General features: G+C 44.9%; 14 protein-coding genes. 9 read left to right on the top strand and 5 right to left on the bottom strand.

Annotated features, from left to right (window positions below):
* The first annotated feature begins 108 nt into the window (after window positions 1-108).
* The 9 genes from ABFY09_RS06065 (at window position 109) to ABFY09_RS06025 (ending at window position 9,010) form a co-directional block, all read left to right on the top strand.
* Complete coding sequence (locus ABFY09_RS06065) at window positions 109-1,317, top strand: amidase (RefSeq protein WP_347983397.1); 1,209 nt, start codon at window positions 109-111, stop codon at window positions 1,315-1,317.
* Window positions 1,314-2,927: a gamma-glutamyltransferase gene (locus ABFY09_RS06060; protein WP_347983396.1), complete on the top strand. Its 1,614-nt coding sequence runs from the start codon at window positions 1,314-1,316 to the stop codon at window positions 2,925-2,927. The genes ABFY09_RS06065 and ABFY09_RS06060 overlap by 4 nt, the downstream gene beginning before the upstream one ends.
* Before the next feature lie 42 nt (window positions 2,928-2,969).
* Window positions 2,970-3,788: a sulfite exporter TauE/SafE family protein gene (locus ABFY09_RS06055; protein ID WP_347983395.1), complete on the top strand. Its 819-nt coding sequence runs from the start codon at window positions 2,970-2,972 to the stop codon at window positions 3,786-3,788.
* A gap of 29 nt (window positions 3,789-3,817) precedes the next feature.
* A complete protein-coding gene (locus tag ABFY09_RS06050) occupies window positions 3,818-5,032 on the top strand; it encodes an alanine--glyoxylate aminotransferase family protein (protein WP_347983394.1) in 1,215 nt (404 codons plus the stop codon).
* Between the two features lie 2 nt (window positions 5,033-5,034).
* Window positions 5,035-6,264, top strand: a complete 1,230-nt coding sequence (locus ABFY09_RS06045; protein WP_347983393.1) for an allantoate amidohydrolase — start codon at window positions 5,035-5,037, stop codon at window positions 6,262-6,264.
* A gap of 177 nt (window positions 6,265-6,441) precedes the next feature.
* Window positions 6,442-6,807 (top strand): AraC family ligand binding domain-containing protein, encoded by a 366-nt coding sequence (locus tag ABFY09_RS06040; protein WP_347983392.1) that lies wholly within the window; start codon window positions 6,442-6,444, stop codon window positions 6,805-6,807.
* 166 nt (window positions 6,808-6,973) lie between these two features.
* Window positions 6,974-7,549 carry a LysE family transporter gene (locus ABFY09_RS06035; protein WP_347983391.1) on the top strand — a complete coding sequence of 192 codons (576 nt, stop codon included), beginning with the start codon at window positions 6,974-6,976 and terminating at the stop codon, window positions 7,547-7,549.
* Between the two features lie 72 nt (window positions 7,550-7,621).
* Window positions 7,622-8,479 (top strand): AraC family transcriptional regulator, encoded by an 858-nt coding sequence (locus ABFY09_RS06030; protein ID WP_347983390.1) that lies wholly within the window; start codon window positions 7,622-7,624, stop codon window positions 8,477-8,479.
* 81 nt (window positions 8,480-8,560) lie between these two features.
* Window positions 8,561-9,010 carry a pyridoxamine 5'-phosphate oxidase family protein gene (locus ABFY09_RS06025; protein ID WP_347983389.1) on the top strand — a complete coding sequence of 150 codons (450 nt, stop codon included), beginning with the start codon at window positions 8,561-8,563 and terminating at the stop codon, window positions 9,008-9,010.
* Window positions 9,011-9,174: 164 nt separating this feature from the next.
* Here ABFY09_RS06025 and ABFY09_RS06020 read toward each other — a convergent pair whose 3' ends face one another.
* The 5 genes from ABFY09_RS06020 to eutC all read right to left on the bottom strand — a co-directional run bounded on the left by ABFY09_RS06020 (window position 9,175) and on the right by eutC (window position 13,525).
* Window positions 9,175-9,795 (bottom strand): hypothetical protein, encoded by a 621-nt coding sequence (locus ABFY09_RS06020; protein ID WP_347983388.1) that lies wholly within the window; start codon window positions 9,793-9,795, stop codon window positions 9,175-9,177.
* 14 nt (window positions 9,796-9,809) lie between these two features.
* Window positions 9,810-10,745, bottom strand: a complete 936-nt coding sequence (puuE, locus tag ABFY09_RS06015; protein WP_347983387.1) for an allantoinase PuuE — start codon at window positions 10,743-10,745, stop codon at window positions 9,810-9,812.
* A 159-nt stretch (window positions 10,746-10,904) separates the two neighbouring features.
* Entirely contained in the window at window positions 10,905-11,069 is a 165-nt protein-coding gene (locus ABFY09_RS06010) for a hypothetical protein (protein WP_347983386.1), read from the bottom strand.
* A 17-nt stretch (window positions 11,070-11,086) separates the two neighbouring features.
* Window positions 11,087-12,415, bottom strand: coding sequence for an ammonium transporter (locus ABFY09_RS06005; protein ID WP_347983385.1), 1,329 nt, complete (start codon window positions 12,413-12,415; stop codon window positions 11,087-11,089).
* A 234-nt stretch (window positions 12,416-12,649) separates the two neighbouring features.
* Window positions 12,650-13,525: an ethanolamine ammonia-lyase subunit EutC gene (eutC, locus tag ABFY09_RS06000; protein WP_347983538.1), complete on the bottom strand. Its 876-nt coding sequence runs from the start codon at window positions 13,523-13,525 to the stop codon at window positions 12,650-12,652.
* Between the last annotated feature and the right edge of the window lie 15 nt (window positions 13,526-13,540).

The following is a 13,540-nucleotide window of genomic DNA, read 5'->3' as shown; positions in this document are numbered from 1 at the left end:
GGCAAACAACACACGTTTTCTGCGTAAGATAAACCCACCAATCAGAGTGTTTCATTTGACATTGTTATGAAACGGTTGTTTCATATGTTGTCTATATGAGGAAACCCTATGAAACATTCCATCGTTCAGAGCCCATTTCTGCAATTGAGTCATTCTGATCTACAGCCCATTGAAGCGACCAGTGCCTGTACTTCTTCACAAGATATGAGTGCTTCTTTGCAAGGTATGAGGTTGGCGGTGAAAGATTTGTTTCATATGGCAGGCTTGCCAACAACGGCAGGTAACCCAAGCTGGTTAGCGTCCCACGATATTCCGACTAACACCTCATCAAGTGTGACGGCTTTAATAGAAGCGGGCGCGCAATTCAGTGGCAAAACCATTACCGATGAATTGGCTTACAGTTTAAACGGCCAGAACATTCATTACGGCACGCCTGAGAATCCAATTACGCCTGATCGTTTGCCCGGTGGTTCGTCTTCGGGTTCCGCGGTGGCGGTATCGTCAGGTCAGTCAGATATTGGCTTAGGAACCGACACCGGCGGCTCGATTCGAGTGCCAGCAAGCTACAATGGTTTGTTTGGGCTGCGTCCGACTCATGGCGTTATCAAAATGGACAATATGGTGGGATTAGCACCGTCTTTTGATACGGTCGGTTGGATAACAAAAGATCTCATTAGCTTAGAAAAAGTCGCTAACGTCTTGCTGCCAGTATCGAAAGACACGTCCTACAGTCAGGTTCTGATCGCCCATAATTTGATTGCTCAAGTGGCCCATAAGAGCGAAATGAAATCGGTGTTGAGCGCATGGCGACAACGAGGTTTGCTGGTGAACGAAGCCGAACTTCACCTTGACCCTGAAGAATGGAAAACCAGCGAGACCTTTCGTACTTTACAAGGTGCGGAAATCTGGCAAGAGCACGGTGAATGGATTGACTCAGAGAAACCTGTTTTTGCCGAAGACATCGCCCAACGATTTGAATGGTGCCGCACTATTTCAGCAGAAGAAGTAAAGGCGGCTCAAGAACAACGAGAAGCCTTTAGCGAATGGATGCAGACGGCCCTGAAAAATAGTGTGATGATCATACCAACGACACCGGGATTATCGCCGCTTTTTACCACCAGTAACGATGAGTTAGCCGACTATCGCAACCAATTGATGAATTTAACCGCTATTGCTGGCTTGGCTGGATTACCTCAGTTGCACTTGCCCGTGTGCGAGTTAGACGGCGCGCCTTGTGGTTTGTCTTTAGTGGGGCCAAGAGGCAGTGATTTGGCGTTGATTGAATTTGCAAAAACATTAATGGAGCAAGATTTGTGAGCAATAATAGTATCAAAAAAGGCGGCATCGGCTTTACGGCTCCGCATTTCAAAGCGACTGAAGCAGGTCAAAAAGTATTAGAACAAGGCGGTACCGCGATTGAAGCCATGGTGGCGGCCGCGGCCGCTATCGCTGTGGTTTACCCGCATATGAATGGTCTGGGTGGCGATGGTTTTTGGTTAATCAGCGAGCCGGGCAAAGCGCCGATTGGCATTGATGCGTCAGGCAAAGCCGCGCAAGGGGCAACGTTTGATTTCTATCAGGGAGATCAAAGCATTCCAACTCGTGGCGGAAAAGCCGCGTTGACAATGGCGGGTGCCGTAGCGGGTTGGCAAGAAGCCTTGTCGATCAGTGCAGGCTGGCAAGCGAATTTGCCTTTATCTACCTTGTTGAACGATGCGATTCAGCTAGCGGCCGAAGGAAGTAAGGTCACAGAAACGTATGTGGCGGCCAGTAATAAAGTGTTCGCTGATTTAGAGAATATACAAGGCTTCTCCGCTTTCCTGAAAGACGGTGACAGCCAAGAAGAACGCATTTATAACGAAGGCGAAAACTTAACGTTGCCAGCGTTATCCAAAACCCTTGAACGCCTTGCTGAAAAAGGCTTAGACGATTTTTATCACGGTGAAATAGCCGAGCAATTAGCAAAAGAGCTAGAAGCGGCAGGTTCGCCGATTCGCTTAGAAGATTTCCATTCTTATCAAGCGAAGCAGGTAAAACCGCTACAAGTCACAACCAGCGCAGGCACGATATACAACTTATCGGCACCGACTCAAGGCATTGCGTCTTTATTGATTCTTGCCTTGTATGACCGTTTGTATTCACAAGCGAAAACGCCAACTGATATGGCGCATTTGTTGATCGAATCCACCAAGCAGGCTTTTATCGCTCGTAATCAATATGTGACGGACGAGTCCCGATTGACGACAGATTTAGAATCGCTATTAGCAGATAAATCGTTAGAAGACATGCTCAGCCATATCTCTTTAGACAGCGCACAAACTTGGCCTCATGTGGCGAAACATGGTGACACTATTTGGATGGGCGCTTGTGACAGCGAAGGCCGTATGGTGAGTTACATTCAGAGCCTTTTCTGGGAGTTTGGTAGTGGCGTTGTTAGCCCTTCTACAGGGATCGTTTGGAACAACCGTGGCTCGTCTTTCTCATTAGAAAAGGATTCTCTACAAGAGCTTGGACCAAACTTAAAACCGTTTCATACCTTGAATCCAGCGTTTGCTGAACTGAACGATGGCCGTCGTATGAGTTACGGAACCATGGGCGGTGAAGGCCAACCACAAACACAAGCGGCGCTGTTTAGTCGTTATGTTTACCATAACTTCCCATTAGACAAAGCGATCAGTGAAGGCCGCTGGTTATTGGGTAGAACGTGGGGCGATGAAAGCCATAATTTAAAAATTGAAGAAGACTTTGCCAAAGAAGCCGCAGACACTTTGCGCGCTCGCGGTCACGATCTTGTCATAGTGGGTTCGTGTAATGAACTAATGGGTCATGCTGGCGCGGTCGTGCAAATGCCGGATGGTCAAATGCAGGTTGCTACTGACCCACGCAGTGATGGTTCAGCATTATCAAGTCACATCAAATCAAATTAAGAGTCATTAAGACAAAAAGATAGATTAAATCTGGAGAATAAAATGTCGTTTTTGATGGAAAACTATTCCATGTTATTGGCCATGATGGGCACAGGTGTTGTGGCTGGCGTGCTGGCGGGTTTGCTGGGTGTGGGTGGCGGTATTGTCATTGTCCCTGTGTTGTTCTTTATTTACCAAGGTCTTGGCGTGGCAGCGGATACGGCCATGCTGGTGGCGACGGCAACGTCTTTGGCGACCATTATTCCAACCTCTATTAGCTCCATTCGTTCTCACCACGCCAAAGGCAATGTGGATTTCGCTTTGCTAAAGCATTGGGGCGTTTTTATCTTTGTTGGCGTGATTGCTGGCAGTATTGTCGTGACTCGCGTTGAAGGCCAATGGTTAACCTTGCTGTTCGGCATTATTGCCAGCTTGTCTGCGTTGAACATGTTGTTCGCACGTAAAACGGCCTTGTTCCAATCGTTACCGGGTAAAGCAGGACAAAGTGTGATGGCGACTTTTATCGGCTTTTTCAGCAGTATGATCGGCATTGGCGGCGGCACATTGACCGTTCCGTCGCTGACATTTTGTAATTACCCAGCGCATCGTGCCGTGGGAACCGCTGCGGCTGTTGGCCTGATTATTTCCTTGCCAGCGGCAGTTACCATGTTGGTGGTGGGCGAACGTCCATTAGATGCGCCATTCGGAACCGTTGGTTTGGTGAACTTGATTGGCTTTGCTTTTATCGTGCCATTGACTGTGTTGTTCGCGCCAGTGGGGGCAGGATTAGCCAATCGTTTAGACGCCTCTAAGTTGAAGAAAGTATTCGCCGTTGTGCTGATTTTTACTGGTCTTCGTATGTTGTACCAAGTTCTATCTTAAGCTAGAGCGTTTTTTATTAGGAGCTATTCATGCAACCACTTTCTCTTCCTCCTAGATTATTGATGGGGCCTGGGCCGATTAATTGCTATCCACAGGTGTTAACCGCCATGTCAACGCAATTGGTTGGGCAATACGATCCTGCCATGACAGGTTATATGAACGAGGTGATGGCGCTGTATCGCCAAGTTTTTAAGACTAAGAATCAGCAAACATTCTTAGTGGATGGCACTTCTCGTGCTGGTATCGAAGCGGCGTTGGTGTCTTGCTTAGAAGCGGGCGATAAAGTGCTGGTTCCTGTGTTTGGTCGCTTTGGCCATTTGTTGGCGGAAATCGCAGAGCGCGCTGGTGCAGAAGTCCATACGATAGAAACCACATGGGGTGAAGTGTTTGACCCTCAGCAAATTGAAGACGCCATTAAGGAAATACAACCAAAGTTGTTGGCGATTGTGCAGGGCGATACTTCCACAACCATGTTGCAACCCTTGGAGCATTTAGGTGACATTTGCCGTGCCCACGATGTCTTGCTTTATACCGATGCGACGGCCTCTATTGGTGGTAATCCGTTTGAGACGGATCTTTGGCAAATAGATGCGGTGTCTGTTGGTTTGCAAAAGTGTTTAGGCGGCCCATCTGGTAGCGCGCCGATCTCCATGAGTGACCGCTTTGCTGATGTGATTCGCAAACGTCACCATGTGGAAGCTGGCATTCGTGATGCTCACCATGAAGATGCTGGTGGCGAGCGCATTCGTTCTAACTACTTCGACCTGTCTATGATCATGGATTATTGGGGTGAAGAACGTCTTAATCACCACACAGAAGCGGCGACCATGTTATTTGGCTCCCGCCAATGTGCGATTGAATTACTCCGTGAAGGCCAAGACCAAGTGATTGCCCGCCATAAACAAGCTGGCGATGCGATGTTGTCCGGTATTCAAGCCATGGGGTTACAACCTTTTGGTGACTTGAGCCACAAGATGAATAATGTGGTTGGCGTTCATATCCCTGACAATGTAGATGGTGAAGCCATTCGCCACGCCCTACTCAACACGTTCAATATTGAAATCGGCACCAGCTTTGGCCCATTAAAAGGCAAGGTATGGCGCATCGGAACCATGGGTTATAACGCTCGTCAGGATGCGGTATTACACACGCTTCAATCCCTAGAAACAGTATTGCGTCGAGCGGGTTTTGCTTTGCCATCTGGTGAAGCGGTTGATGCTGCTATGTCGGTTTACGGAGCATAATCATGATCCATTACGGCAAACTCGCTCAACAAGTGATGTCACGTTGCGACGAACTTGGACAAATCAGCCAATCGGATGAAAATTTGGATCGTCGCTATCTCACACCTGAGCATAAGCAAGCGAACCAATTAGTGGGTGAGTGGATGTCGCAAGCTGGCATGAAAACTTGGCAGGATGAAGCCGGAAATTTATGGGGACGTTTGGAAAGCAGCAACCCAAGTGCGCCGCGTTATTTGTTAGGAAGTCATTTGGACACAGTGCCAAATGGTGGCAAATATGATGGCATGTTAGGTGTATTAGCACCGATCTCCTTGGTTCATTACTTTAATGAGCAAAATATCGATTTGCCATTTCATCTTGATTTGGTGGGTTTTGGAGACGAAGAAGGTACCCGCTTTCGTTCAACGTTATTAGGCAGTCGCGCCTTAACAGGCCAATGGCCTCTGGAATGGGCAGAGCTGGTTGATGAAAATGCCATCAGCCTAAGAGACGCATTGGCAAATTTTGGGTTGGATTTTGATGCCATTCCCAATGCAACGATCTCGACCGAAGGCTTACTGGGCTATCTTGAATTGCACATAGAACAGGGCCCAGTGTTAGAAGACGAAGAGTTACCTGTCGGCGTAGTGAGTGCCATTGCAGGGGCTAAACGTTTTGATTTGACGGTAACAGGAATGGCGGGACACGCTGGCACAGTGCCAATGCCACTTCGCCAAGACGCCTTGTGTGCGGTCAGTGAAATGATCTTAGCCATAGAGAACGTGGCACAACAACATGGCATTGTGGCCACAGTCGGACAAATCAATAATCGCCCTAATGGCGTGAATGTGATTTCAGGGAAAACACAATTTTCCTTGGACATTCGTAGCGAATTTGATGAAAAGCGTGACGTCGGACTGGCGCAAATCATGTCAGATATTCAAGCGATTGCAGATCGTCGTGGCGTGACGTTAGAGAAGAAACAAACACATTCGGCAAATGCTGTGCATTGTGATCAAAGCCTGCAAGATATTTTGCGCAACGCAATTGAAACAACAGGTTATCAAGCGAGAACATTACCTTCTGGCGCGGGGCACGATGCCATGGCAATCGCGGATATTTGCCCCGTCGCTATGTTATTTATGCGCTGCGACAAAGGCATTAGTCATCACCCAGCCGAAGCCATTATGGAAAGCGATGTGGCGGTGACATTAGAAGTGTTAGATCATGCTATTAAGAATCTAAACATCTAAGAACAAGCGTCACCCATTATAACACTTTGCTCTCCGGGCAGACTCGAAAATCTCGATGGTGAGAAGAACTCAACACAACACTGCCGCTCCCCGAGCAGGCTCGAAGAATCGCTCTAGTGCTATGTTAAGTTCTTCTCATGCTTGATGAAAAGTCATTCAAAATTTGTGAGGTAAACAATGAAGTTCACACGAATTTATAACGACGAAGAAGGCAAAAGCCACTTTGGCGAATTGGAGTTGACGTTAAAAGATGGCGGCCCAATTGGTTTCTTATCAGAGCGTTTCCCTGCGGGCGACATCATCTTCCGTGAAACCCCAAGCGACTACGATTTTAAGTGGCACCCAGCGCCACAACGTCAGCTGTTGTTCATCATCAAAGGGCGTTGTGAATTCAAAGTTTCATCTGGTGAAACACGACAATTCGGTGGCGGCGATGTGCTTTTGCTGGAAGACACAGAAGGCGAAGGACACTGCAGCAAGGCGCTCTTTAACGAAGTTCGCCATTCTATTTTTGTGACGCTCCCTGAAGGGATGGTTTTTTAAATCTATTGTCCTCATTATTATTTTAGAATCTAAAACAGCAATATTCATTAAGAAAACAGCAATATCTGAACAGTAGCTCCCACTGTTTTATCATCAAATACCCACTTATCAACAAGACTCTATGCGCGTTATAGGCGCGGTGTTCATGAATAGATAGGTGGGTAATATGAGTTTTTTACTGCTTTTTTTAGGAACAGCGATACCATTAACATGGAGTCCGGGGCCTAATAATATTATGTGTGCGTTATTAGGGACGAAACAAGGCATTAAGCCGTCACTTCTGTTTATTTTAGGGCTCAACCTTCCAATCTTTGCTTATGCCATTTTAGTCGGCGTTGGTGTCTCCACCTTCATGCGGCTCATTCCAGATCTGATGCCATACACGTCCATATTAGGGGCGATTTATATTGTCTATTTAGGCGCGACGTTGATGATGAAACGCGAGGATGCAGCGGCGGCATTGGATTCTTTTAGTTTCAAATCGGCCTTGTTTATAAGTGCTTTGAACTTTAAAACCATTGCTGTGCTTATGTCGTTGGTTACTACGTTTGGCTCTGGCAGTTATGATGACATTATAAAAGTCTCTGTCTTATTCCCTTGCATTTGTATCGTTGGGCATTTGTTGTGGTTAGGTGCTGGCCGAATGTTGTTAATATCAGGTAGCAGTTCAAAATATAGACTTCTTCAAAATCGTATTTTCGGTTTTGTATTGGTTCTATCTGGCTTATTGATGCTGCTGTGACTTGCCTATGTGATCCTACGCTTAGATATTTTACTATGATGATATTGATTGGTGACTCAGGCAGGAAATTTCATGGATTTTAGACACACTCTTACGAATGCTGGTGTTGATTTGGTGAGGTCTTCTCTCATTACTTCTGGGGTTTCTATTTCTGAGTGGTCTGGGCAAAATACACACACTTATTATGAAGGCTCGGATGAAAACGTGATCAGTTTTTATCAGCGTGGCGGTCAAAATTGCTCTCAAATAGACCGTAAAGGGCGTGCCATACGTACAGGCTTTGATGACGCTATTTGTGTTTTTCCGAAAGACGGTTTGGAATCGAATTGGTTCATCAATGGTCACCTTCAGTTTTTCCATTTGTATGTTGGCAACGACTATTTTGCTAAAAATTTGTACGAGCTAAATGACGGTTATGGTGATCGTTTTGATTTTAATGAATCCTTACAAGCCTCTGATCCTATCTTAAGTGCAGCAATGAAAAGCATTGCTTTATCGGATTGGGATGACAGCCACATCGCTCTAGGTCTTGAAAGTGCAGCGAACTGGGTACTGGTGAATTTGGCAACTTCTCACCTATCAGAGTCCAAGCGTCGCACAAGAAAAGTAGGCTGTTTTTCACTAGCCCATCAAGTAAAGATCATAGACTATTTTCAGGACCGCTTAGGTGATTCTGTTCACTTGAGTGACATGGCTAATGAGCTGTATCTGAGCGAGTTTCATTTCTTAAAAAAATTTAAAAACACTTTTCATGAACCCCCTTATGCCTGCTTAACTAGAATGAGAATGGAAAAAGCGCACACGTTATTGATCAAAACGGATAAGAGTATTCTCGATATTGCATTAGAATGCGGCTATAACTATCACACCCAATTTTCTGCAAAGTTTAAGCGCTACTATGGTTTTTCACCCAGAGACCTACGAAAGTAATTCATGCAAAAAATCTATGTGAATCATGGTAAGTAATGAGTTTTTTAATTGGGTTCATATAAGACAAGGCTAGAGTAAAAAATGCTAACAAAAGAAATAAAAGATTCTATCGATGAGAGCGTGCTTTGCTGGTTAGCGACGGTTGATGAAGAAGGCACACCTAACTGTTCACCAAAGGAGATATTTACGTATTTTGGTGATTCACATATTCTGATTGCAAACATAGCATCGCCCAATAGCGTGAGTAACATTAAAAGTAATGCCGCTGTTTGTGTGAGCTTTGTGCATGTTCTTAAGCAAAAGGGATTCAAGGTGAAAGGAAAGGCAACTTATGTCTCTAAAGAAGACGGAGGTTATAAAGCACAATTTGATCTATTGGAATCCATTGCTGGAGAAGCCTTCCCTGTGAAAGGCATTATTCTGGTGGATATATCCAGTGCTCAGCCGATCATCGCCCCCGGCTATTTTTTACTGCCTGATGTGGATGAAGCCAGCCAAATAGAAGGCGCAAAACGCACATACGGTATTTGATGGTATTTATTTTGTTCAAAATAAATAAGCTCCCTGTTTATAAAGAACAGAGAGCTTTTAATATCTTATGATTTAATCTCTATTGTAGTTTTTCCAGCATACGCTCGTGCCAACAGCGAACCAATCCCAAACTCTCTTGAGCGGTTAATGATTCTCAGGTTCTCTTATGTATTCGATGCAAGCAGTTCATCCATATTAATAGATGCGTATTTCTCCATGAAAGATACTGCTTTAGGAACAGTAGAAAAGTCTTTCGTAAAAGATTCAGCATAATTAGATTGCCTATCGACCTTTACTTTATATGTGCCATTCACTTTCGTTATCAGTACCGTGATACTTTTTTGATCAATGTTTTTATAGGCTGATAATTCCTTTCCATCATCTAGTACTTTAGCTAAATGAATAAATTGTAATTTTTCTGATTCTGAAGTCCAAATATCACCTTTAGGCTGACTGTATTTATAAATACAAGTAAGCATAGGAAGTTCGTAAATCAATATAAAAAGAAAATTAAGAAAAGAATAAATATTAGGTGAAATAATAAAAAGCACCAAAAACCCCGCAAGGCCCACACATTTCAAATAAAATAGTCTTTTCCATACTTTCGGGCTCTGAAAACGTTTTTCAAAAACGTAATGAACAAAACCAATGAAAGCCCAAATAGAAAAAAATATCCCTATTGAGTCCCACGCAGAGGCTCCCTGAAAGAGAACCTCATAAAGACTAGCAACAATGATAATAAAATAAATAACACCGTATACGATCAGGCTTAACTTTTTAAACATGCGTTCTTACATCTCTAGATATTGTCTTTAGGTGGGTGGTTTTCTATCCAATGATCGGCAATGTCACCGCGTCGAGCAATCCATACATCTTCATGTGACTGCACGTAATCTAGGAAACGTTTTAAGGCCATGAAACGGCTTGGTTTTCCTAAGGTTCGACAGTGCATACCGATCGACATCATTTTCGGTGCGGTTGCGCCTTCTTCGTACAAACAATCAAAGTTGTCTTTTAAATATTGGAAGAACTCATCGCCATGACTGAAGCCATAAGGCGAAGAAAACTTCATGTCGTTGCAGTCGAGCGTGTAAGGCACAATCAGGTGCGGTTTCGTTTTCGTTGCGTCTTCATGATGCGGTACTTCAACCCAGTAAGGTAAGTCGTCGCCATAGTTATCGGAATCGTATTTTAGTTGAGGTTGCTCTGCGACTAAGGCTCGAGTGTTTGGAGAGTCCCGTCCTGTGTACCAGCCGCTTGGTTTTACGCCTGTTACTTGCTCTATCATGTCGAGCGCTTGTTGCATGTGTTCGCGCTCTTGTTCGATGCTCATGTCTTGGTAATGAATCCATTTTAAGCCATGACAGACGATTTCGTGATTGGCGTCGACAATGGCTTTCGCGACTTCAGGGTTACGTTGTAAAGCAGTAGATACGGCAAATATGGTCAGTGGTAGATTACGGCGTTCAAACTCGTTGAGAATGCGCCAAACGCCAGAACGTGAACCGTATTCGTATAAGGATTCCATGCTCATGTGGCGGTCTTTGTAAGGCTGCGCGCCAAAAATTTCGGATAAAAAGGTTTCTGAATGTTCGTCGCCATGAAGCACGCAATTTTCGCCACCTTCTTCAAAGTTTAAAACAAATTGCACTGCAATGCGGGCCTTGTTTGGCCAGTTCGCATGAGGTTGTTGGCGGCCGTAGCCTGCGTAATCTCGTTCTAAATAATGTTTCATAAACTGTGTCCGGTTGAGTGGCGAAAGCATGTCATCAGTATAAAACGAAAAAGCCCTATACTGAATCAGTACAGGGCTTTTAAAATCATCTAATCACGATAAATAACAATAACCTTGGATGTTTAACTCACCATCGGATGAGTCAAACAAGGGGGTAGATTATTTGTGATTTTTAAATGCTTCTTTCTCGTGTTTCATGATCGAGCCAATTAAGCCGACTACAATACCCGCTACGCCAAGGCTAAACAGCACTAATGCCATTGGGCTATCCGCGAAAGTAAAGTACGCTGAAACATTTTCCCAAGTTGTAATAGATGTACCCATTTCAATGCTCCTTTTACTTATGATTTAGCTGTAGATGATGGAACTGTTTCTGGGTAAGGGTGAGCAAGAATTTCTACTTCATCAAGACCCAAATCTTCTACATTCGCTGGTACGCGTAGTACGTCTAGTTTCTTAAGTACTAGAGACACAAGGTAACCAGGAACAAAGCCTAGAATGGCAATAACGATTGCACAAACTGTTTGACCGTATAGCGTGATGTCAGGGTTGCCACCAACGTTTGGTGTTCCACCAGCGAAGACACCGACCAGAATAACCGCAATAAAGCCTGTTACACCGTGTACGCCAACTGCACCAACCGCATCATCAACACCCATTTTTTCAAGAAGCTTAGCAGAACCAACGGCAACGAAGCTCATGCAAATGGCGATAATGAATGCCAAGCCTGGATCGTATAGATCTAAACCAGCCGCAACAGAAATGATACCTACAAGGCCACCAGACATTGTCCAGAAAGGATCGCGAGTAGCAATGTAACAACCGATTACACCACCTGCGAAGCCCATCAAGGTATTGAAAGCAAAAGCAGATAAGTTAGTTGGGTTGTTGTAGATCGTTGTCCAGCCAGTCTCGCCACCGTTAAAGATGATACAGCCGCCTAGGAAACCGAAGAAACCAAAGATGATCATCATTAGACCGATCAATGTCATTGGTAGGTTATGCGCTTTGATTTGCTGAGCAACGCCGTTGATGTATTTACCAACACGAGGCCCTAAGTTGATCAACACACCTAATGTGAAGAAACCTGCAATTGCGTGAACCACACCAGAAGCACCAACATCGTGATAACCGAATTCAGTCAACATCCAGCCGTCTGGGTGCCAGCCCCAAGCGCCCGCAAGGATCCAGATCACGCTACCTAGAAGGATAGCAAGGATCAAAAATGCACTTACACGGATACGTTCGATGACCGCACCAGAAAGAATCGAACCTGTTGTTGCACCAAATAGAGCAAAGGCGGCCCAGAAAATACCGGAACCCATGTCTTGAACGTCTGGGCCCATACTTGTCGACCAAGGCAATGCGCCTGATGCTTCAGCAGGAATAATGCCTGCAGGGAAAGCGTTGTAAATCCACCAGCCGAATAAGTAGAACGTTGGGATAATAACGGCAAGTGCAAGGATGTTTTTCACACCAGCTGCCAATGCGTTTTTACTACGTGATGCACCCATTTCGTATGCCAAGAAGCCTGCGTGAATCATCACCATGATGGCGGTACACCACCAATAAAAGACTTCTACGTTCATCGCTTGATGCATGTTGAATACGGCTTGCTGCGCATCGAGCGCAGCTTGCAACGATTCAAGCGTTGGGGTTTCTGTTGCCATAAGATTGTTCCTCGTTATGTGATAAATTTAATTCAATAAGTACTTATACAAACGCAATTGCCGCTTATTATTGAACGGCTTATTTTTCAGAGCAGTACTATCTATCTGCTGCTTTCTGATCCTTGTGATTTTCAATGCTGACAAAATCGGCGATTGAAAAATTCTCCTGAAACATTTCATTCTGTGAGTAAATAATGAACCTAATCTTTAATTTACTGACAGACGGTTTTTGAGCTAATTTGTTAAAAAACTACGAGATTCTGAGTGTTCGCTTTGTATTAAGTCATCATCTGACCTGTCTTTTAGCTTCACACCAGACAGCTTGAGTGTGCGAGCTTCGTTTAGCAGGTAAAACGCTTTTCGAGCGGCTTCTTCATAAATCAGTCCAGCAGGGCGTACATTTGAGATGCAATTACGTGATGCGTCTGTCAATCCTGTTTTGCCTTCCCAAGTTAGGTACAAGCCTAAACTGTCTGGAGAACTTAAACCTGGACGCTCACCAATAAGCACTAACACGCACTTCGCGTTCAAGTGTTGGCAAATGTCATCGCCAATAGCGACTCGACCTTGTTGTACCAAGCTAATCGGTGCGATATTCCATTGCCCATTTGTTTTTTCGTTGAGTGTTTCTTTGTTGAAACAATCAAATAACGCTTCTAGGAAAGGAAGCGTGTTTTGCTCAATCGCAAGAGAAGACAAGCCATCGACTACGGCAATGGCTAAATCGTATTGTGGTTTATCTGAACGTGTTCTCGTATGTTCATCCAACAAGGCGATAGATGCATCGTCTAAACGACGGCCATAATCAGGGCGCTGTAAATAGGTTGCGCGATCCATCGCGCGACTGTGCAAGGTTAGGGGGGCGCAGTCAGGAGCCCAATCCTGCTCCATCAAAGAGGTTTGTAAGGCGTCAATATTGAGCTCGGTGTGAACCGCATCAATCGCTTGTGCATGAGCCAATTGAAACGCCAAATGATGTCGAGTTGGTTGGCTAATGCCGGATCTTCCTAGGCCAACACGAGCGTCCGTAAAGGCATTGAGTTTTTGCCATGCGTTCTCTGTTACCGCGTTCTCTCTCGTTGTGTTTTCTGTCAGAGTGTTCTCGGACATTTCTGTTGTCGGGGT

The sequence above is a fragment of the Marinomonas sp. 5E14-1 genome, from assembly GCF_039939215.1.
Lineage (GTDB): Bacteria > Pseudomonadota > Gammaproteobacteria > Pseudomonadales > Marinomonadaceae > Marinomonas.
Note: the sequence above shows the minus strand (reverse complement) of the source record. Positions and strands in the feature narration are given on the sequence as shown.